This is a genomic window from Enterococcus sp. DIV0358 (assembly GCF_051713465.1).
Classification (GTDB): Bacteria; Bacillota; Bacilli; order Lactobacillales; family Enterococcaceae; genus Enterococcus; species Enterococcus faecalis.
In genome coordinates this window covers 1247967-1270647 of record NZ_JBIOPX010000001.1, presented here as the reverse complement: position 1 = coordinate 1270647, position 22681 = coordinate 1247967, and the positions used below count along the sequence as shown (strand labels likewise).

The 22681-nt window shown below is 39.1% G+C and carries 17 protein-coding genes and 1 riboswitch; of the genes, 3 read left to right on the top strand and 14 right to left on the bottom strand.

Annotation, left to right across the window (positions count from 1 at the left end):
- The first annotated feature begins 21 nt into the window (after positions 1–21).
- Complete coding sequence (tnpA, locus tag IGK70_RS06280) at positions 22–477, top strand: IS200/IS605 family transposase (protein WP_000063801.1); 456 nt, start codon at positions 22–24, stop codon at positions 475–477.
- 122 nt (positions 478–599) lie between these two features.
- Here the strand turns inward: tnpA and IGK70_RS06275 are convergent, their stop codons facing one another.
- Positions 600–3008 carry a hydroxymethylglutaryl-CoA reductase, degradative gene (locus IGK70_RS06275; protein ID WP_104855994.1) on the bottom strand — a complete coding sequence of 803 codons (2409 nt, stop codon included), beginning with the start codon at positions 3006–3008 and terminating at the stop codon, positions 600–602.
- A 185-nt stretch (positions 3009–3193) separates the two neighbouring features.
- Between IGK70_RS06275 and IGK70_RS06270 the strand changes: the two genes are divergently transcribed.
- A complete protein-coding gene (locus tag IGK70_RS06270; RefSeq protein WP_002357756.1) occupies positions 3194–4345 on the top strand; it encodes a hydroxymethylglutaryl-CoA synthase in 1152 nt (383 codons plus the stop codon).
- A gap of 72 nt (positions 4346–4417) precedes the next feature.
- Here IGK70_RS06270 and IGK70_RS06265 read toward each other — a convergent pair whose 3' ends face one another.
- The 5 genes from IGK70_RS06265 to IGK70_RS06245 form a co-directional block, all read right to left on the bottom strand.
- Positions 4418–5200, bottom strand: a complete 783-nt coding sequence (locus IGK70_RS06265) for a hypothetical protein (RefSeq protein ID WP_162783006.1) — start codon at positions 5198–5200, stop codon at positions 4418–4420.
- Positions 5201–5323: 123 nt separating this feature from the next.
- Positions 5324–5926, bottom strand: a complete 603-nt coding sequence (gene dhaL, locus IGK70_RS06260; RefSeq protein ID WP_002360441.1) for a dihydroxyacetone kinase subunit DhaL — start codon at positions 5924–5926, stop codon at positions 5324–5326.
- Between the two features lie 12 nt (positions 5927–5938).
- Positions 5939–6922 (bottom strand): dihydroxyacetone kinase subunit DhaK, encoded by a 984-nt coding sequence (gene dhaK, locus IGK70_RS06255; protein WP_033599758.1) that lies wholly within the window; start codon positions 6920–6922, stop codon positions 5939–5941.
- Positions 6923–7321, bottom strand: coding sequence for a dihydroxyacetone kinase phosphoryl donor subunit DhaM (gene dhaM / locus IGK70_RS06250; RefSeq protein WP_033599757.1), 399 nt, complete (start codon positions 7319–7321; stop codon positions 6923–6925).
- A gap of 12 nt (positions 7322–7333) precedes the next feature.
- The gene (locus IGK70_RS06245) at positions 7334–8473 is read right to left on the bottom strand and encodes a glycerol dehydrogenase (protein ID WP_002363858.1); all 1140 of its coding nucleotides are present in this window, start codon (positions 8471–8473) and stop codon (positions 7334–7336) included.
- Between the two features lie 160 nt (positions 8474–8633).
- On the opposite strand from IGK70_RS06245, the gene IGK70_RS06240 reads away from it, so the two are divergent.
- Positions 8634–9620, top strand: coding sequence for a PocR ligand-binding domain-containing protein (locus IGK70_RS06240; protein ID WP_002382271.1), 987 nt, complete (start codon positions 8634–8636; stop codon positions 9618–9620).
- A gap of 112 nt (positions 9621–9732) precedes the next feature.
- Here the strand turns inward: IGK70_RS06240 and lpdA are convergent, their stop codons facing one another.
- From lpdA to IGK70_RS06200, 8 genes are all read right to left on the bottom strand, one after another.
- Positions 9733–11139 (bottom strand): dihydrolipoyl dehydrogenase, encoded by a 1407-nt coding sequence (gene lpdA, locus IGK70_RS06235; protein WP_002357765.1) that lies wholly within the window; start codon positions 11137–11139, stop codon positions 9733–9735.
- A 7-nt stretch (positions 11140–11146) separates the two neighbouring features.
- The gene (locus tag IGK70_RS06230; RefSeq protein WP_104855516.1) at positions 11147–12766 is read right to left on the bottom strand and encodes a dihydrolipoyllysine-residue acetyltransferase; all 1620 of its coding nucleotides are present in this window, start codon (positions 12764–12766) and stop codon (positions 11147–11149) included.
- A 142-nt stretch (positions 12767–12908) separates the two neighbouring features.
- Positions 12909–13886, bottom strand: coding sequence for an alpha-ketoacid dehydrogenase subunit beta (locus tag IGK70_RS06225; RefSeq protein ID WP_002357767.1), 978 nt, complete (start codon positions 13884–13886; stop codon positions 12909–12911).
- A gap of 2 nt (positions 13887–13888) precedes the next feature.
- A complete protein-coding gene (pdhA, locus tag IGK70_RS06220) occupies positions 13889–15004 on the bottom strand; it encodes a pyruvate dehydrogenase (acetyl-transferring) E1 component subunit alpha (RefSeq protein ID WP_002357768.1) in 1116 nt (371 codons plus the stop codon).
- 598 nt (positions 15005–15602) lie between these two features.
- Entirely contained in the window at positions 15603–18215 is a 2613-nt protein-coding gene (mgtA, locus tag IGK70_RS06215; protein WP_002413922.1) for a magnesium-translocating P-type ATPase, read from the bottom strand.
- A 223-nt stretch (positions 18216–18438) separates the two neighbouring features.
- Positions 18439–18606, bottom strand: a riboswitch (M-box (ykoK) riboswitch).
- A gap of 81 nt (positions 18607–18687) precedes the next feature.
- A complete protein-coding gene (locus IGK70_RS06210) occupies positions 18688–19269 on the bottom strand; it encodes a TMEM175 family protein (RefSeq protein ID WP_104846120.1) in 582 nt (193 codons plus the stop codon).
- 169 nt (positions 19270–19438) lie between these two features.
- A complete protein-coding gene (locus IGK70_RS06205; protein WP_104855515.1) occupies positions 19439–21052 on the bottom strand; it encodes a glycoside hydrolase family 13 protein in 1614 nt (537 codons plus the stop codon).
- A gap of 1 nt (position 21053) precedes the next feature.
- Positions 21054–22679 carry a glycoside hydrolase family 13 protein gene (locus tag IGK70_RS06200; RefSeq protein WP_104855514.1) on the bottom strand — a complete coding sequence of 542 codons (1626 nt, stop codon included), beginning with the start codon at positions 22677–22679 and terminating at the stop codon, positions 21054–21056.
- Between the last annotated feature and the right edge of the window lie 2 nt (positions 22680–22681).

The following is a 22681-nucleotide window of genomic DNA, read 5'->3' as shown; positions in this document are numbered from 1 at the left end:
CAAATCGAAAGGAGTTTTTGAATGTCGAACGACGATAAAAGTTTAGCACATACTCGTTGGAATTGTAAGTATCATCTTGTGTTTACACCAAAATATAGAAGAAAAGTAATCTATGGTCAATTGAGGCGAGATATAGGGAAAATACTAAGGAAATTGTGTGAGATGAAAGAAGTCGAAATCATTGAAGCGCATGCAATGCCCGACCATATCCATATGTTGGTAAGAATTCCGCCGAAGTTGAGTGTATCAGGTTTTATGGGTTTCTTAAAAGGAAGAAGTGCAGTAATCATTCATGAACGTCATGCGAATTTAAAATACAATTATGGAAATCGATCCTTTTGGTCAAAAGGCTATTATGTGAGCACTGTAGGATTGAACCAAAAAACGATAGCTAAGTATATACGAGAACAAGAAGCAGAAGATCGAATAAGGGATAGTATAAACAAAAGAGAGTATAAAGATCCATTTAGGAAGTAACAACTAGATAAGAATAGAATGGTAGCGGTTGGCAGTCTCTAAAAAAAGCTCCCTTAAAGGGAGCAGCAGGTAGCGAGCCCTTCTAGGGCTATTAAAAAGCCACCCGCTATGCGGGTGGATATTTACTTTCTTAAATCATTTAAAATAGCCAAGGCTCGGTCTTGGTTCATCGTTTTTTGACGTTTTAATTGTTGAGCGACTGCCTCAACTTCTTTACCAGTAGCTCCGACCGTCATCGCTAAAGAACGTGCTTGTAGAGCCATGTGTCCTTTTTGAATTCCTTCAGAGACTAAGGCCCGTAACGCCGCTAAATTTTGTGCCAAACCAACAGCCGCTACTACTCGACTTAGTTCTTTTGCATCCGTCACTGCTAACAAATCAGCAGCTGCTTGAGATTTAGGTAAGACTTTTGTGGCACCGCCAACCGTGGCTAACGCAAGCGGAACTGAAATTTCACCAATTAGTTGTTCGCCATCCAGCGTCCAACTAGTCAAACCTTGGTAGCGACCTTCCTTCACCGCAAAAGCATGACAAGAAGCGCTAACAGCGCGTGTATCATTTCCTGTAGCTAAAACGACAGCTTCAATGCCATTCATGATCCCTTTGTTATGCGTGACTGCCCGATAAGGATCTAATGAAGCATAGCGTGAAGCTAAAACAATTTTTTCAGCAATTTCCCGGCCATTGCTCCCCTTACTTAAACGTGAAACTGGAATAGCCGTTTTCATCGTAACAACCGACTCCGTTGCGTAATTGCTTAAAATACTGAATAAAATCTTTTGCTCCGCAAACCATTCACGGAACAACTCGGCCACACCTTCCAACATAGCATTAACGATATTTGCCCCCATTGCATCCTTAACATCTACTAAAAAGTCGACAGATATAAATGATTCATCAAAAGCACGATACTGCAAATCTCTTAAGCCGCCGCCCCGTTTTACGATAGATGGATAACTTAACTCTGCTTGTTGAAAAATTTCCGCTTCTCTTACTTGTAGTTTATCAATCAATGACTCGGGATCTGCAACATCGTAAAAAACGATTTGTCCACGCATTAAGCGTTGTTGATTCACTGTTTTAAATCCTTGTGCTATTTTTGCACCATTACTCAAAGCCGCAATAACTGAGGGCTCTTCTGTCGCCATTGGTACCAAATAATCAGTTTCGTCCACTGTTAAATGTAAGCCAACGCCCATCGGCACTTCTGTTTCACTGATTTGATTTTCAATCATATGATTGGCAATCTGCGAAGATAAAGCCGTATTTTCAAATTCTTTTTTTGTATCAGCAGAAATCTGGCCTTCATTAAGAAGAGAAGCCAGGCGTTCCTCAGGACTCATTTGATAAAATCGGCTGTTTTTTTTTTGCTGAGGTCTCTCTAGTAGCATAGCGAGTCCTAAGCCACCGCCGATACATAAAGAAGCCACTCCATATTTCTTTTCTTTTTGATTTAATTGATAACTTAAACTCGTTAATAAACGAGCACCTGTGGCACCAATCGCATGACCTAATGAAATACCGCCACCATAAATGTTGACCTTTTCCTCTGGTAAAGCCAGTTCTCTTTGGACCACGATTGAAGTTGCTGCAAATGCTTCGTTGATTTCATACAGATCAATTTCTTCCGTAGTAAGTTGATTGCGCGCTAACAGTTTTTGAATGGCTTTAATCGGCGAAATTCCCATATAGGCTGGATCAATACCGACTTCCACACTGTCTCGAATAATAGCTAAATAAGGAAGACCGTGTGCTTCGGCATATTCTTGTGAAGCAATAATCAAAGCAGAAGCCCCATCATTAATGGTTGATGCATTCCCTGCTGTTACAGTACCGTCTTCTTTAAAAACTGTTTTAAGCGTTCCTAGCTTCTCAACGCTCGAATTAGGGCGAATCCCTTCATCTTTCTCCACAAGCGTTCCTGATACTTCTAATGGGGCTATTTCGTCAGCGAATATCCCTTCTGCTTGTGCTTGAGCTGCTTTTAATTGTGAATGTACAGAAAATTGATCTTGCTCTTCTCTAGTTACATGATACTTTTCGGCCACATTTTCAGCAGTTAAGCCCATTGCCTGACCACTAAAGGCATCCGTTAACCCATCGTACATCATACTAGAAAAAGGCGCATCATAGCTTTCTGTTTCGTAATTAAATCGTTGTAATTTAGGTGCTTGGGACATATTCTCAATCCCGCCAGCAATTAAAACTTCCGCTTCTCCTAATTGAATCAATTGTTTCGCCAAAATAACGGCCTTCATTCCTGATCCGCAGACCTCATTAACCGTCATTGCGGGAATTTCATGAGACAAACCGCTATTTATTGCTATTTGTCGTGCGGGATTTTGGCCATTTCCAGCTTGTAAAACATTTCCAAAGATTACTTGATCAATTTCTTCAGAAATAGTGGAATGTCTTTTTAAAAGTTGTGTTGTAACATGTGTTCCTAAGTCTACGGCACTTACTTGACTTAAGCTGCCTTTATATTTTCCAATTGGTGTTCGTAATGCATCAATAATAACTACTGTTTTCAACTAAATGCACCTCCATCTTGAAATATATCATAAAATCCCAGAATCACAAGTGCCAATTACTGAATGTTAACAGACTTATAAGATATTTTTTAATAATCTATGAAGTTAATACAAAAATTCCCCATTTTGGTTCATTTCGTGCTATTTTATATAATGAATCTATTTATCGTAAAGGAGTTAAAGAAATGACAATTGGGATTGATAAAATTAGTTTTTTTGTGCCCCCTTATTATATTGATATGACGGCACTGGCTGAAGCCAGAAATGTAGACCCTGGAAAATTTCATATTGGTATTGGGCAAGACCAAATGGCGGTGAACCCAATCAGCCAAGATATTGTGACATTTGCAGCCAATGCCGCAGAAGCGATCTTGACCAAAGAAGATAAAGAGGCCATTGATATGGTGATTGTCGGGACTGAGTCCAGTATCGATGAGTCAAAAGCGGCCGCAGTTGTCTTACATCGTTTAATGGGGATTCAACCTTTCGCTCGCTCTTTCGAAATCAAGGAAGCTTGTTACGGAGCAACAGCAGGCTTACAGTTAGCTAAGAATCACGTAGCCTTACATCCAGATAAAAAAGTCTTGGTCGTAGCGGCAGATATTGCAAAATATGGCTTAAATTCTGGCGGTGAGCCTACACAAGGAGCTGGGGCGGTTGCAATGTTAGTTGCTAGTGAACCGCGCATTTTGGCTTTAAAAGAGGATAATGTGATGCTGACGCAAGATATCTATGACTTTTGGCGTCCAACAGGCCACCCGTATCCTATGGTCGATGGTCCTTTGTCAAACGAAACCTACATCCAATCTTTTGCCCAAGTCTGGGATGAACATAAAAAACGAACCGGTCTTGATTTTGCAGATTATGATGCTTTAGCGTTCCATATTCCTTACACAAAAATGGGCAAAAAAGCCTTATTAGCAAAAATCTCCGACCAAACTGAAGCAGAACAGGAACGAATTTTAGCCCGTTATGAAGAAAGCATCATCTATAGTCGTCGCGTAGGAAACTTGTATACGGGTTCACTTTATCTGGGACTCATTTCCCTTTTAGAAAATGCAACGACTTTAACCGCAGGCAATCAAATTGGGTTATTCAGTTATGGTTCTGGTGCTGTCGCTGAATTTTTCACTGGTGAATTAGTAGCTGGTTATCAAAATCATTTACAAAAAGAAACTCATTTAGCACTGCTGGATAATCGGACAGAACTTTCTATCGCTGAATATGAAGCCATGTTTGCAGAAACTTTAGACACAGACATTGATCAAACGTTAGAAGATGAATTAAAATATAGTATTTCTGCTATTAATAATACCGTTCGTTCTTATCGAAACTAAGTATTTAAATCCCCCGATTCAATCAACAAAAGAGCTAGACATTCAAGCAAAAACTTGAATGTCTAGCTCTTTTTATGAAAGCCAAACTTCTTTGACCCCGTCTGTCACGGCGATACCATCTGTCAAAGCTAAACGTTGTGAATAAGAAACGTAGCCATAATAAACATCAACACCGCCGCCATTGTTCCAAGTAACAGTGATTTTAACATTTGGAGTAATCGATTTTATAGCTGGTTGGGTCGTCGGGCGATAACTAGTCGTATCATAACTTAAAATAGTGCCCGAAGCTCCACTTATTTCGGCTTTTCCTGTGTAAATTTCGCCATTCGTATTCGTCTGCGTGACCGCTCCATTCGCTTCAATGATTAAACCCGCTTGCTTTTGATCTCCTCGTGGATAATAAAAAAGATACGTGGTTGCCCATTTAGCAAATTCATCTGGAATTGGTTTAAGTGATTCCGTTGGAGCCGGACTCGACTTCGTTTGCTTTTCAACTGCGACTTCTTCTTGTCTTTTTAAGCCTTCATTATTTTGATTATTTAGTTTCTCAACCGTTTCTTTAACGATTGAATAGTGAGGTTTCCCTAAATCGCTAACAGGGATCGTAGCTAATTTTTCTTCTGATTCTTTATATTGCCCCTCTGCCGTTAACTTTTTAGCTTCTGTAATAATGGCATCATACTTGGTTTGGTCTACAGAAGAGGATGTGCTTTGTCCCGTAGCTTCGACTTGTTTTGTGACACTGGTTTTTTCTGTGGTCACGTCTGATGAATTTCCACAAGCACTTACAAACATTGTGCTAACGATTAATAAACATCCCACAATCACATGCTTTTTCATTTTTAAATCCCCCATTTGTCTATCTTTGTTATTTTTTGTTACTTAAATTATCCCATAGATGAACAAAAGAAACCATTATTTATAAAAAAGCTTAGCAAGCGCTTCAAGAGAGGCACTTGCTAAACTTTTTTCTCACTGTTATTGATTGATTACTTTGACTAGTTCTTCAAATAATAATGCACTAGATGCTGCTCCTGGATCAATATGACCAATTGCTCGTTCCCCTAAATAAGAGGCACGTCCTTTTTTCGCCACCCAATCTTTTGTTGCTTCAGCAAATTGTTCAATTTTTTCTTCATTAAATTGTTCCGTTCCAATTACTTCAGCAACAGGTGCCCAGACATCAACCATCGTTTTATCTCCTGGTTCAGCTTTGCCGCGCATCTGAATCCCAGCTAGACCTTGCTGAACAATTTCTTTTAATTGCTCTGGCGAACTGATGGTTTCCAAATCTTTTGTTGCTTTAGTCATATTCATAAACGCAGTACCATATAAAGGACCAGAAGCTCCGCCAACTTTTGAAATCAAAGCCATGGATAGGACTTTAAATGTCTCCGTGATTGTTGTTGGTACTTTTTTGTCAAACGCAATTTTGTATTCAGCCATACCACGAGCCATGTTGTTACCGTGATCCCCATCACCAATCGGCGTGTCTAATTCACTTAGATAGTCTTTTTTTTCTTCGATAACTTTTGAATAATTGTCTAACCATGTTTGAATGTCTTTTACTGTTAATTCCATCTTTTATCACCCTTACCAAGAAATTGTTGTTACTTTGCTTTCTAGCGCTGTTTGCCAGTCTTTTGTTGCCAAGTCAATCATCGTTAAAGATAATCCTTGCATGTCAATAGACGTCATATAGTTACCCACTTTATGGAAGGTCACTTGAACACCTTTATCTTCTAATAATGTTAGCACGTCGTTCATAAATACAAATTGTTCCATTAATGGCGTGCCGCCCATGCCATTGACAAGTATCCCCACTGTTTGTGGTTGTTGTTCATAGCTACTTAATGTTTTTTCAACTAATTCTTTCGCTAACTCTTTCGATGGTTGGATTTTTTCACGACGATAGCCTGGTTCTCCGTGAATCCCTACGCCAAATTCAATTTCATCTTCTGGTAAAGTAAAACCTGGTTTGCCAACTTCAGGCACAGTGGCTGCTTTTAAAGCCACTCCAATTGTTTTCGTGGCTGCTACAATCTTTTCTCCTAAAGAAACGAGCTCTTCTAAAGAAGCACCTTGGCGGGCATGATGTCCTAAAATTTTATGGACAAGAACAGTCCCGGCAACGCCGCGTTTTCCAGCGGTATAGGTGCTATCTTCGACTGCAATATCGTCATCGACAACGACCATTTCTACATGAATGTCTTCCATATCAGCCATATCTTTGGCCATTTCAAAGTTCAAAATATCGCCTGTATAATTTTTTACGATTAACAGAACACCGGCCCCTTGGTCCGCCGCTTGGATCCCTGTTAAAATTTGATCTGGTGTTGGTGAAGTAAAGACATCACCTAAAACTGCGGCATTTAACATTCCATCACCAACAAACCCAGCATGTGCAGGCTCATGACCACTTCCACCACCAGATACTAACCCAACTTGTTTGTTTGAGTCGTTGCGAGCAATCACGCGAGAATCTTCGACTTGATGAACAAGGTTTCCATAGCTTTTCACAATTCCTTGGAGCATTTCTTCGACAATTTTACCAGGTTCATTAATAATTTTTTTCATTTAGTTCCACCCTTTCTTACCAGCATTTTGAGCTTCTGCTAAAATTTGCGTCAAATCATCTGAGACACCTGCAGTAATTGCTGCCGCAAAGGCACCTTCAACCAATGGTGCATCGACTAAATGATAATGTTTCTGTTGGTCTTCTTCTAGCATATCAAAAGCTAATTCTGAACTTAAAACGGCACTGCCTAAATCGGCAAAAATTAAAAATTCTCGGTCAGAGTCCGCTTCGTTAATCGTGTCAATGATTTTCATTGGATCTGAACCTAATGAACCATCTGATGTACCACCAAGTGAATGAATTGTAATTTCTTCACCGGCGTTCATCTGTTCAATCATCTCTTTAATACCATCTGTAATCATTTTGCTATGTGAAACGAGTAAAATATCTGCTTTCATGTGGACACTTCCTTAATCTAATTTATGTCTTGTTTTATATTCTTGTCCGACTTTATCTGCAACAATGATTGCATTCGCTACTTCTTCAACGACAATTGGGAATGGCATTGAATGAATTGATTCTTCTGGAATGCAAGCAATTTTGGCTACTTCCAACGCTTCTTCATAAGTGATTTCATCGACACCAATGTCTGAAAGCGTTAATGGTAAACCTACAGAAGCGCTAAAGTCTAAAACAGCTTCTAATTCGTCTTTTGCTGCATCTTCTAATACAAGTTGTGCAATCGTTGCAAAAGCTACTTTTTCACCATGTAAATAACTGTGCGCACCAGGTAAGACTGTCATACCGTTATGAATCGCATGCGCTGCAGCTAAACCACCACTTTCAAAACCTAAGCCTGAAAGTAAGATATTTGTTTCGATAATCTTATTCAATGATTCAGTAACCACATTTGCATCACAAGCTAATTTCGCTTTTAACCCATCTTCCTGGAGGTTTTCCCAGCAAAGTTTCGCCATGGCCAAAGCTGCATATGTGCCGCTAGCAGCGGGCGTTAAGCCTTCTCTTGAACCCATTGGCAAACTAGCATTAACCCGAGAATATGAATTGTGTGTTGCGCGCGCTTCAAAATATGTGGATAAGGCATCCCCCATTCCAGCAACTAAAAATCTAGTTGGCGCTTTGGCAACCACTTTTGTATCAACCATCACGACGCTTGGACTTTGTTTAAAGTAAGCATAATCATCAAATGAGCCATCTTCATGATATAGTACAGCTGAATGCGAAGTTGGTGCATCTTGAGCCGCAATCGTTGGTACAATAATTAAGTTTTCACCTTCTGCTACGACTTTTGAAGCATCGATTGCTTTACCGCCACCTAAACCAATGATACAGTCTGCTTGTTCTTTTTGTCCAACGTTTTGCAAGCGCTTTGTTTCTTCACGCGTTACTTCTCCACTAAAGCCACCCTCTACGAAGGTAATGTCAAACTTTTTCGCTGTTTCTTCCAATTGTGGACGTACACGATCAACGTCAGCAGGATTTGCAATTAGTAACGCTTTTTTTCCAAAAGTTGAAACGAAGTAACCTAAGTTTAGTAATTCATCTTCCCCTTGAACATATTTCGTTGGTAAAATCAATGCTTTTCTCATGTTGATAGCCTCCTATATTTTGTTTACATACATAGTATAAAACGCTTTCATCAAAAAAGCATTGAACTTTTGGTATCGTTTTCTTGCAAAAAATGATAGAATTATTTTGTGAAATAATAAAATATTATGATTTTTAAACTTTAGATTGAAGGATTGCCTTATGACTGTAGAATTAAAAAATATTTTAGATTTAGAAAAGTGGGAAAAATTGCAAGAATCATTGGCCTTAAGCACTCGTTTAGCCATTATTTTAGTCGATTATAAAGGGCGACCTGTGACGAAACATAGTCAAGTTCAACCCTTTTGCCAACTGGTACGTCACTCCCCTGAGCTCTCGAAACTTTGTGAAAAATGTGATGCTCGTGGTGGCTTGGAAGCTGTTCGCACTGGTCAGCCTTTTATCTACCGTTGTCACTTTAACATCGTTGATATGGCCATCCCCATTATTGTTGATGACCAGTATGTAGGAGCCATTATGGCTGGTGAAGTTTTGCTCGAAGATCACCAAGAAGAGTTAGAACAGGTTTTAACCATGAATGATGCCTTCATTCAAGAATTTTTAGTAACACACCAAGAGCTGTATCAACAATACCCTGTTTTAGAACTAGCAGACTTAGAAAAGAGCGCGACATTAATCGCTGATCTAAGCCAATATATTATTTCTGAAGCCATCAAAAAAGATTATTTAATCAATACGTACAAACAGTCCTTACAGATTAGTTCGCGAAAAGAAGAGCTGGAGCCATTGAATATGATCCAAAAAGATATTCAACAAACTTTGTTAACTGCTCAATTAACTCCTTCAAGTGCCTATCAAACTAAAAATAAGCAATTGCAACCGGTTTTAGATGCCCTTTGGGAAAACAAATCGCTGCGTTTAAATTTACAAGAACTGGCAGACCTTGTTCATTTGACACCGACGTATTTAAGTCGTTTATTAAAAGAGGAGTTTGGTATTCCCTTTAGTCAATTTTATCGACAATTAAAAATCACATGGGCTAAACAGCTTCTTTTGGAGACAGATAAAACGATCGCCCAAATCAGTGAAGATTTAGGGTTTGTTGAAGATAGCTATTTTGTCCGGATCTTTAAACAAGAAACGGGTGAAACACCCCTTAAATACCGTAAAAGAAAGAACAGAGCATAAAAAAACAACGACTTCTAGGAGTCGTTGTTTTTTTACACCTTTTGCTCTTGCTGTGGCTAATGCAACAAGTGCAAAAGGCGCATTATATCTGTCGTGCGACAAAGTGATACTATTAAATATGAATTGGTAAACCTAAAGCCAATTCAGCTGTATCCATAGTAATTTCGCCCAATGATGGGTGTGGGTGGATTGTTAAAGCAATGTCTTCTGCATTCATGCCAGATTCAATAGCTAAAGCTAATTCAGAAATCATGTCACTTGCACCGACACCGGCAATTTGTGCACCGATGATGACATTGTCTTCTACAGTTGTAACTAAACGCATGAATCCTTCAGTTTTATCTAAAGAGATTGCACGGCCGTTACCAGCAAATGGGAATTTGTAGCCTTTTGCTTCGATTCCCGCTTCTTTTGCTTCTGCAACAGTCATACCAACGCTTGCCAATTCTGGATCAGTAAAGGCAACAGCTGGCATTGCTTTGTAATCAACTGCAACTTTCTTACCAGAAATTGCTTCAGCAGCAATTTTTGCTTCGTAGCTTGCTTTATGCGCTAACGCAGCACCTGGTACGATGTCGCCGATTGCGAAGATGTTTTTCACGTTAGTACGTCCTTGGTTGTCAACTGGGATTAAACCACGTTCGCCAATTTCAACGCCCGCTTGTTCTAAGCCTAAGTCGTCTGTGTTTGGACGACGTCCAACAGTGACCATTACGTAATCTGCTTCAACACTTTCTTCTTTTCCGTTAACTTCATATTTAACAGTGACGCTATCACCATTGTCAACAGCTTCTTTAGCCATTGCAGAAGTCACGATTGTTACGTTTTTCTTCTTGAAGTCGTCTGTGACAACTTTAACCATATCTTTTTCATAAGTTGGTAAAATTGATGGGCTACCTTCTAAAATTGTTACTTCTGAACCTAAGTTAGCATAAGCGCCACCTAATTCAGCACCGATGACACCGCCACCGATAATAACGAATTTTTTAGGAACTTCTTTTAAGTTTAAACCGCCTGTAGAATCTAACACGCGTCCGCCAAATTTGAATCCTGGGATTTCAATTGGACGAGAACCTGTTGCTACAATAGCATTATTGAATGAGTAAGTTTGTGCTGAGTCTGGGTGAATAACACGCAATGTATTTTCGTCAACGAAGAATGCTTCGCCTTCAATAATTTCTACTTTGTGTTTTTTCAATAACATGCCAACGCCGCCTGTTAATGATTTTACAACTGTGTTATCTTTCCAGTCTTGTGTTTTTGCAAAGTCTAATTCGACTCCTTTAGCTGTTACACCAAAAGTTGAAGAATCTTGTGCTTCTTGGTAATGATGTCCAGCAGCAATTAAAGCTTTTGAAGGAATACATCCAACGTTTAAACAAACGCCTCCGATGTATTCACGTTCGATAATCGCAACTTTTTGACCCATTTCTGCGGCACGAATTGCGGCAACGTATCCTCCAGGACCAGCTCCGATTACGACTGTATCTAGTTCAATGGCGAAATCTCCTACTACCATTTGTTAATCATCCTTCCATTAATAGTAATTCTGGATCAGCTAATAAGCGTTTAATGTTGTTCATTGCTTTTTGAGCAGTTGCGCCGTCAACGATACGGTGGTCAAAGCTTAATGATAATTTCATCATGCGTCCCACAACGATTTCGCCGTCTGCATTAACAACTGGTTCTTGTGCAATTGTACCAACGCCTAAAATAGCAACTTCAGGGTAGTTGATTACTGGTGTAAACCAGCCGCCACCGACTGAACCAATGTTACTAATTGTGATTGTACCATCACGCATATCTTGTGCAGTTAATTTACCTTCGATAGCCAATGCTGCTTTTTCGTTGATTTCATCAGCGATAGCAAACATGCTCTTCGTATTAGCATTTTTAACATTTGGTACATATAAGCCATGATCTGTATCAGTAGCGATACCAATGTTAAAGTAATTTTTGTAAACAATTTCTTGTGCTGCGTCATCGATTGATGCATTCAAGATTGGGAATTTTTGAACAGTTGAAGTCAATGCTTTTACAACGTATGGTAAGAATGTTAATTTTGTACCATTTGCAGCAGCAACATCTTTAAATTTCTTACGGTGATCCCATAATTTAGAAACTTCTACTTCATCATGTAATGTTACGTGAGGAGCAGTGTGTTTGCTGTTAACCATTGCTTTAGCAATTGCTTTACGTGTTGGTGTCATTTTTTCACGTGTTTCCATTTCGCCTAAATCAGAAGTAAAGGCTTTTGGCGCTGCTTTAGGTGCAGCTGCTTCCGCTTTAGGTGCTGCTTCTGTTGCGGCAGCTTCAGTAGCTGGTGCTGCTTGAGAGCCACCAGAAACAAAGGCATCAATATCCGCTTTAATGACACGGCCACCTTTACCAGTTGCAGTTACTTGTGTAATATCAACGTCTTTTTCACGCGCATACTGACGAACAGATGGCATTGCTAAAACGCGTTTGTTTGGATCAGCGGCTGCAACTACGCCTGTTGAAGCGGCTGGAGCTGATGCTTCCGCTTTAGGAGCGTCAGTAGCTGGTGCTGCGGCTGCCGGTGCTGCTGAATTATGACCAGGTGCGTCAATTTCAACTAACACGTCACCCACATTGGCAACTGTTCCTTCTGGTACAACGATATTTTTTACAGTACCTGTTACTGGTGATGGAATTTCTTCTACTGATTTGTCATTTTGTACTTCTAATAATGAATCATCTTCATTAATTGTGTCGCCCGCTTTAACGAACCATTTAACGATTTCGCCTTCGGCAATTCCTTCACCGATGTCTGGTAATTTGAATTGGAAAAATCCGCCAGCTGCTTTGGTTGTTGGTACAGCAGCAGGTTGTGCTGGTGTTTGTTCTTGTGCAGGAGCTGCTGGTGCTGCATCGTTATCTTCGTGACCAGGTGCGTCGATTTCGATTAACACGTCACCAACGTTTGCAACTGTTCCTTCTGGTACAACGATATTTTTTACAGTACCTGTTACTGGTGATGGAATTTCTTCCACTGATTTGTCATTTTGTACTTCTAATAACGTATCGTCTTCGTTGATTGTATCGCCAGGTTTTACAAACCATTTAACGATTTCGCCTTCGGCAATCCCTTCACCGATATCCGGTAATTTAAACTGATAAGCCATTTTTTAAGTCTTCCCTTCTTCGTTGGATCTGTCTATTTTCTTAGGAGCAAAACGCGGGGAAACGACTATAGTAGCTGAACATTTCATGCCTATAGCCGTATTCCACCTGTTTAATTCTTCGTTTATCTACTTCGAATAACTATTAAAATTCGACGATTTCTCTAGCTTTTGCTTCGATATCTTTCGCATTTGGTAACCAGATATTTTCTGCTTGTCCGAATGGGAAGATTGTATCTGGAGCAGATACACGTCCGATTGGTGCTTCTAATGATAATACGGCACGTTCAGAAATTTCAGAAACAACCATAGCGCCAACGCCAGCTTGTTTTTGTGCTTCTTGAACGACAACCACACGGCCAGTTTTTTCAACAGAGTTAATAATTGTTTCCACATCTAAAGGAGCCACTGTACGTAAGTCAATGATTTCTGCTGAAATATTGTCTTTCGCTAAGCTATCAGCTGCTTTAATCGCTTCACGAACCATAGCGCCGTAAGTGATGATTGATACGTCTGTTCCTTCACGAGTTACAGCCGCTTTATCTAAAGGCACTTCATAAGCTTCGTCTGGCACTTCCTCACGGAATGAACGGTATAATTTCATGTGCTCTAAGTAAACAACTGGATCGTTGCTACGAATAGATGAAATTAATAGTCCTTTTGCATCGTAAGGGTTTGATGGAATAACAACACGAACACCTGGTGATTGTGCGATTAATCCTTCTAAGTTATCTGAGTGAAGTTCTGGTGTATGAACACCACCACCAAATGGGGCACGAACAGTAATTGGCATATTACGAGTTCCACCCATACGGTAACGCGTACGAGCCATTTGACCAACGATTTCGTCAAATACTTCAAAAACGAAACCAAAGAATTGGATTTCAGGAACAGGACGGTAACCTTGCAAGGCAAGACCGAAAGCCAATCCACCGATACCAGATTCAGCTAAAGGTGTATCGAAGACGCGGTCTTCACCAAATTTTTCTTGTAAACCTTCAGTTGCACGGAAAACCCCACCGTTGTTACCAACGTCTTCACCGAAGATTAAGACATTTTCGTCTTTCTCTAATTCAAGAGCTAAGGCATCTGTAATTGCTTGGATCATAGTTTTTTGTGCCATTTTTATTTCGACTCCTTCGCTTCATAAAATGCAATTTGTTCTTTAATTGTTTGAGGTTGAACTTCAAACATATTTTTCAAGAAATCAGAAACTTTTTGTTTTGGCGCTTTATCCGCTTCTGCAATCGCTACTTTGATTTCTTCTTTTGTTTTTTCAATAATTTCTTCTTCTTTTGCTTCAGACCATAAGCCTTTATCTGTTAGATATTTACGGAAACGAGTCAATGGATCTTTTTGTACCCATTCGTCATCCATTTCTTTTGAACGGTAACGTGTTGGATCGTCTCCAGATAAAGTATGTGGACCATAACGATAGGTTAATGTTTCAATTAAAACTGGACCGTTTCCTGCAGCTGACCAATCACGTGCTTCTTTTGCAATTGCGTAAACTGCTAATGGATCCATACCATCAACTTGAATACCAGGAATTCCTGCTGCAACAGCTTTTTGAGCTAAAGTTTTAGCCGCTGTTTGTTTTTCACGAGGTGTAGAAATCGCAAAACCATTGTTTTGGATAATGAAGACACCGTTTGCTTGGTAAGCACCAGCAAAGTTAATTGCTTCATAGAAGTCCCCTTGTGAAGAACCGCCGTCACCAGTATAAGTGAAGACAACATTTTCTTTTCCACGTTTTTTCAATCCTAAAGCAACACCAGCTGCTTGGATGTATTGAGCACCAATGATAATTTGTGGTGGTAATGCATTTAAATCTTCCGCGTAGTAGTTCCCTGCTACGTGACCACGAGACCATAAGAAAGCTTCTCTTAATGGTAAACCATGTTGTACTAATTGAGGTACATCACGGTAACCTGGTAGTAAGTAGTCTTCTTTTTCCATTGCAAATTGACTTGCCAATTGGCTTGCTTCTTGTCCAGCTGTTGGTGCGAAGAATCCTAAGCGTCCTTGACGGTTTAATGCAGTAGAACGTTGGTCTAACACACGAGACCAAACCATGCGTGTCATTAATTCAACTAATTCCTCATCCGATAAATCAGGTACTAAATCTTCATTCACAATTTTTCCATCTTGATCCAAGATTTGGAAAGTTGGGAAATCAGCGTCGACTTTAGCCATTAGCTCTTTAAAGTCAATAGGTTTTTGTTTCTTAGCCTTTGCCATTTTGTCACACAATCCTCTCTATTACGTTTCTTTAATTTCGATAAAAGTAAAACAGAGTGCGAAACTGTATTACTTTTTATCGACTACACTTAACAAATTATCACTAAATTCGAAAAAGCGCAAGAAAAAAACTCTAATTTCTTCATTTTTTCACAAAAGAGCAAAACCGCATGTTTTTGCGGTTTAGTGATAATTTTCACAAACAAGAAAACGGTTTCTGTTCCACACTTCTTCTGTACTATTTTTCTCCTAACTGTTATATTCTATTTTGAAAATATTATATAACAGTTCTATTAATTCGAGCTCTCTCATCCCCGAGCTGGCTAGTAATCTGATTTCCGAACTTTGCGTTTTCATGAAAATTATCTTGAAAAAACCAAAAAATAAAAACCGTCAGCCGAGTAACCTACTCAGCATGCGGTTTTTTATTTTTTAGAGAACAAAGTTTTTTTCGTTAATTTTTATTTTTTTTGGCTCGTTTTTTTGCCAAATACTTTACCTTAGGTTTTATCACGAACATTCATTGCTTAAAATCACCAAATTTTCGCAAAACGAGTAATACAGCTTAGCAAATTCTTTTCTCTTTCAGTAGATTTTACTAAATCCATTCCTTGGTAATTTTAATATATAAACGTTTAGCTACTTCAACAGTTAACATGTACGCAATGATGATTCCAAAGAACCATGGCCAGTAGTTAGCCGGAAGTTTCACAAAGTCAAAAACCTCTCTTATAGGCGTTGCTACAATCAGGAAACCGAGTAAAATTGCGCCTAAACTACTTAACATCACAGGCATTGACGCACGACTTTGAATGAATGGTATTTTCCGCGTCCGGACCATATGAACAACTAACGTTTGACTAACAAGTCCCACCATAAACCAACCTGTTTGGAATAAATGTTGAGTGGCCAAACTATTGGCGCTAAACACAAACCACATGACAAGATACGTTAGAATATCGAAAATACTACTTACCGGGCCAATACATACTGTAAATTTCGCTAGTCCGTTCGTTTCCCAACGAACAGGGCTTAATAACTCTTCTTCATCGACATTATCCCAAGGAATTGTCAACTGAGCCACATCATAAATCAAATTTTGAATCAAGAGTTGTAAGGAAAGCATTGGTAGAAATGGTAAAAAGGCACTGGCTACTAAAATTGAAAAGACATTCCCAAAATTAGAACTGATGGTAATTTTAATATATTTCATCATATTGCTAAATACTTTTCGTCCTTCAATCACACCAGATTCCAGTACATTTAAACTTTTTTCCAGTAAAATAATCGAACTAGCATCTTTAGTAATATCAGCTGCAGTATCTACTGAAATGCCCACATCAGCTTTTCGTAATGCCGGTGCATCATTAATGCCATCCCCCATAAAACCAACCGTATGACCTTTTGCTTGTAGCAATTCAATAATTTTAGATTTTTGCATCGGATTTAATTTGGCAAATAAATTAGTTTCTTCTACTTGCGCCCGCAACTCTTCATCTGTCATTGCTTCAATTTGAGAACCTAATAACACATGGGAAACTTCAATACCTACATCTTTACAGACTTTTTTGGCGACAATGTCATTATCGCCCGTTAGCACTTTCACGTTGACACCATGTTCATGTAAGGAGCGGATAGCGCTGACGGCTGACTCTTTTGCTGGATCAAGAAAACCCATAAACCCAATCAATGTCATCTCTTTTTCATCTTCAACTGAATAAACTGCTTCTTTATGGACATCTTTTTTTACAGCTACCGCTAACACACGCATCCCTTGTTTGTTCATTTGAACATTCACTCGGCGTAGTTCTTCTCGTACAGCACTGCTTAATGGTACAATTTCGCCATTAATTTGCGCATGCGTGCACACTTCTTCCATTTCTTCCACGGCGCCTTTCGTAATCATCAATTGATGATCATCTGCATTCACGACAACCGTTAAGCGGCGTCTGGAAAAATCAAAAGGAATTTCATCAATTTTAGTGACATTTTTAAACGGCGTTTTCCATTGATGCTCTTCATAAAAATTAATAACGGCAATATCCATTAAATTTTTCCAACCTGTTTGATAAGAAGAATTTAAGTAGGCTAAATTTAGAACCTCGTCACTCAAATCACCTAATGGATTCAAATGTTGAACCAAAACTACACGATCTTCGGTAATCGTTCCAGTCTTATCTGTACAGAGCACATCCATACCACCCAAATTTTGGATAGCCGCTAATTCTTTAACAATGACTTTATGTTTCGATAAGGATAATGCACCCTTGGCTAAGTTACTCGTAACAATCATTGGCAACATTTCTGGTGTTAAACCAACTGCAACGGCAATCGCGAAGAAAAACGCTTCGCCCCAAGCACCTTTAGTTAAACCATTAATCAAGAAAACGATTGGAAACAAAATCATTACCATTCGTAATAAAAACTTACTGACTTTTGCTAAGCCTAAGTCAAAACTAGTTTTTCCTCGTTGTGTTGTAGCATTTTTAGCAATATCACCAAAAAATGTATGTTGCCCAGTTTTTAAAATAATCGCTTTTCCTTGTCCACTCAAGACATCTGTGCCCATAAACACTAGGTCTTGCATATCTAATGCAGAAACCTCTGTTTGTTGACGATCTACACCTGCATCCACAAATTTTTCGACGGGCATGGATTCGCCTGTTAGCGACGATTGATTAACGAATAAATCTTTGGTCCAAATCAACACGGCATCTGCAGGAATCATGTCTCCTGTAGCTAAAGTTACAATGTCTCCTGGAACAATTTCGTCCATTGGAATTTCTTTCGTAATCCCTTCCCGTGTCACTGCAGCGGTATTTTCAATTAATTCTTTTAAATCCAAACTCGCTTTTTGAGAACGATATTCTTGTATAAAAGCAATCAAGACACTGGCTAAAATCATCACGCCCATCACGATAGCGGCTTCGAAATCTTTCGTTAAAGTTGAAACGACCATCAATAAGGCTAAGACATAGACAAATGGATCTTTGAATGCACTTAAAAATAAAATAATTGCTGGGGTTGGCTTTTGTGCAGAAACTTCGTTTGGTCCAAATTCCTCTAATCTTTTTTCGGCATCTTCATTCGAGAGTCCTTTTTCAGATGTCCGTAATTCCATCATTAATTCCCGTTCAGAAAGCAACGCCAATTTACGTAATTCTTGATCTTTGGTTGCTTTTCTCATATCCATTGTTTTTTTGTTCATCATTTTCTTTTCCTCCAAGGTTGTGGTCACCTGCCGAAAAGAGCGCTAAAATCTTCTCCTTTCGTTGGTGACTGTATTTTGTTTCTCTGTTCACTTCCAGGGTCTTCCATGACAGTCATCCTTTCTTTTTCTTATTTATACTTCCAGTGAATAATTGTTTTTTTGCCAAACACACAAAAAAGGACCTACTCAACAATAGAGTACGTCCCAAAATACCATCTTTAAATAAGATTCTCTATCGTTGAGCTTTAGCACTATAGGGCGTAGATAACATGTATCAGCTACATTATGAATAACCTTCACGATTATTCCTGTTCAACCAACTAAGGGTCTCTCGATCCTTTCGCGGCAGCAGCATTTGTCCAAATAGGAGCCTCACCTAACAATTATTCAGTTTTTATCCACTTCTTATAATAGAGGAGTTTGACATTCTTGTCAAAAGATTTATGACTTTTTTGTTATAAATAAAAAATGACTACTTTAAAATTTCCTTTATTTCTGCTTTTCGCTCAGGAATAAACCACATGACTAAAACAATCGTATCAATAATCAGGACAGCGATTGGCGCTACCATTTTACCCACAATCAACGCAATAATATTCAACACAATCGAAAGCGTTAATTTTGGATAGTGGCCAAACAAACGTTGTACTTCGGATTTGGGCCCATTTGCCTGAATCAATGCCCGCACCACTAGATAATAAGCAACATCAGCTCCTAATACTACTAAGCCATACAAAGCTTGTGGCGGCCAAGAAAACGGATGTTCACCTACCCAACCAGTAACAAACGGGAAAAACGTCAACGTCAAAATTAAAAAATTATTCATCCAAAGGACACGTCCATCAATTTTACGGACACTTTGAAATAAATGATGATGATTGTTCCAATAAATTAATAAAGTAATAAAACTAATTAAATAAATAATGATTTTGTGTCCAGATTGGGTCAGAGCAGACCAATCTGCTTTTTCAGGAATTTTTAATTCTAAAATTAACAACGTTAAAATAATCGCAATGACTGCATCTGTAAATGCTTCTACACGTGTTTTCGGCATCATTTCCCCCTACTTTCATAAAATTAAATAACTTACCCAAAGTAAGTATAACGCATTTCTGCAAAAATTCAATTATTTATGAAGTCTCTCGGTTGTTGAAGTTCCTAAAAACGAGTGCAAGAGCCCCACTTAAAAGTAAGCCTTTTGCACTCGTTATAGAACAAATCAGTTATTGGAATACGCCTGCCTGATAAGGTGCTAACTGCATCCGTTTATTCACCGTAAAATCTTGATTCCCTAACAATTGTTGCCACTTTCTGCCTAGTAATTTATTCGGCAAGTCAAATTGGCACTTTTCTCCACTTAAATTGACAATCACTAACGCTGTTGCCTCAGTTGTTTTTCTTAAAAAAGCAAAAACAGACGGATGATTGGGCGCTAATAGTTCAAACTGTCCATCTGTAAAGACTGGATTTTCTTTCCGCAGCGCAATTAACTTTTTATAATAATTCAACACGGATTGCGCATCCGTTTCTTGGTCAGCCACATTTATTTCTTTGAAATTGGGATGAATTGCTAACCACGGATGCCCCGAGGTGAATGAACTTGCCTCTTGATTCGTCCACTGCATAGGCGTACGCGAATGGTCCCGCGTCCAATGCGCCACTTCTTTCAATGCTTGTTTCGCATCGTAGCCATTTTCTATAAGCAAACGATAATGGTTATGGGAATCTTTAGCATCTAACTCGTCAATCTGTTGAAACGGATAATTAACCATGCCGATTTCCTGTCCTTGATAAATAAACGGCGTTCCTCGCAAGAGCAAGGTGATTGTTCCAATCGCCTTAGCAGAATGAGAGGTTTCATTGCCTAAAATTGAATTGATTCTGGGATTATCATGATTTTCTACATATAATGCATTCCAGCCTTCTGTCCCTAAATGCTTTTGCCAGCGAGCCATTACTTTTTTATAGCCTAAAATATTTAACCGTTCTTCTCCTGGCTTTCCTTCTCGAACATTGTGCTCTAATTCAAAAATCATATTCAGATAGCCCGCATCATTGGTCCATTCCACCGCTTTTTTACTTGAAACGCCGCTAGCTTCCCCCACTGTCATGATGTCATACTCAGCAAAAATAGCTTTCAAATCTAGCATATAGTCTTCAATGCCTTTTACATTCATAAAGGGAGCCCACGGATTCGTGGTAATTTTAAAATCCCAAGGTTCTTTTTGGATATGACTAATCGCATCCAATCGGAAACCATCAATTCCCAAATCTAACCACCAGCGAATCATCGCATAAATCTCTTCACGAACTTTAGGATTTTTCCAGTTCAAATCAGGTTGCTCTTTTGCAAACACATGAAAATATGCTTGCTTTGTACCCTCGTCATACGTCCAAGTCGAGCCACCAAAAAAGCTTTGCCATTCATTCGGCATACGATCTGGTGTCGCATCGGCCCATAAATAATACTCACGATACGGATTATCTAAACTTTTTTTCGCTTCAGCAAACCACGGATGTTGATCACTTGTATGATTGACCACTAAATCAAGAATAATCTTCAAACCTAATTGATGCGCTTGGTCCAAAAGTTCTTGAAAATCTTCCATCGTACCAAATTCTGGCTGAATCCCTTGATAATCCGCAATATCATAACCATTGTCAACGTTTGGCGAAGTGTAAATCGGATTTAACCATAAAAAATCGACCCCTAGTTCTTTTAAATACGGTAATTTCTCAATAATTCCCTGCAAATCACCAATGCCATCCCCGTTGCTATCTTTAAAACTCCGAGGATAAATTTGATAACCGACAGCATTTTTCCACCATTGTTCCATCTTATTGACTCACTTTCACAACAAATGCTTGCCAAGGCGCTAACGAATAGTCTGCTAAAGCAGTGACATCTGTCGGCATATTTTCAATCATTACTTGTTCTACATGAACGTCTGCAGAAAATGGCTGAACTTTGTCAGAAAAGTTTGTTACAACAAGCCAGCGTTCCTCACCATAGGTACGATAAAAACTGATCACTTCGTCCACTGTTTCTAGCAATTCAAAGTTGCCCCAAACAATTAAAGGATGTTCTTTTCTCAAACGAATCATTTCTTGGTACGTATAGAATAGTGAATTTTTATCTGCCAAAGCAGCAGCGACGTTAATCGTTTGATAATTGGGATTAACATCAATCCAAGGTGTACCAGTCGTAAAGCCCGCATTTTTTTCAGCGGTCCACTGCATAGGCCGGCGTGCATTATCACGACCTTTAGTATTAATTTTCAGCAAAATTTCTTCTTTAGAATATCCTTTTTCTAGATACTCATGGTACATGTTAATCGTTTCGATGTCCCGCGCTTCACGAATATCTGTAATCGGCGTATTGGTCATACCAATTTCTTCCCCTTGATAAATATAAGGTGTGCCTTTCATCATGTGCAGTAAAATAGCGAATAACTTACTACTTTCCAACCAATATTCCTGATCATTTCCCCAACGTGAAATCATTCTCGGTAAATCATGGTTATTCCAAAACAAAGAATTCCAGCCATCATTTCCTAATTCTGTTTGCCATTTTGCAAAAACCTGTTTCAACTTGGCAACTTCCATTGGCTGAAGATCCCATTTTTCTTTACCTGGTTGTTGATCCAAGCTCATATGTTCAAACTGAAAAATCATAGATAATTCATGACGCTCTGGACTAGAGTACATTTTTGCAATCTCAGGTGTGGCCCCCCATGTTTCACCTACAGTTAACAGCTCTTTGCCGCCAAATGTCGCGGCGTTCATTTCTTGTAAATAACGATGTAAATGAGGCCCATTCGCGGTGATCTCTTCTCCTGGAATTTTACCCACTAAGTCAATTACATCTAAACGGAAACCGCCAATTCCTTTATCAATCCAAAAATTCATCATCTCGTAAACCGACTGACGCATTTGTTGGTTTTCCCAATTTAAATCTGGTTGTTTTTTACTAAACAAATGCAAATAGTATTGCCCACTCGCTTCATCAAACGTCCACGCCGAACCCGAAAAGGCAGATTTCAATCGGTTAGGCACACCGCCATCTGAAGCAGGATCAGCCCATACATAATAGTCTCGGTAGGGGTTCTCCTTGCTTTTTTTCGCTTCAATAAACCAACGATGTTCATCTGACGTATGGTTAACAACTAAATCCATAATAATTTCAATCTTTTGCTTTTTCGCTTCCTCAATTAGACGATCCATATCCGCCATCGTCCCAAACTCTGTCATAATCGCTTCATAATCAGAAATGTCATAACCATTGTCATCATTGGGTGATTGATAAACTGGTGATAACCAAATAGCCCCAATGCCTAACGTTTCCAAATAATCCAGTTTTTCAATAATTCCTGGTAAATCTCCAATGCCATCTCCATTGCTATCCTTAAAACTGCGAGGATAAATCTGATAAACCACGACTTCTTGCCACCAATGTTTTTCCATTC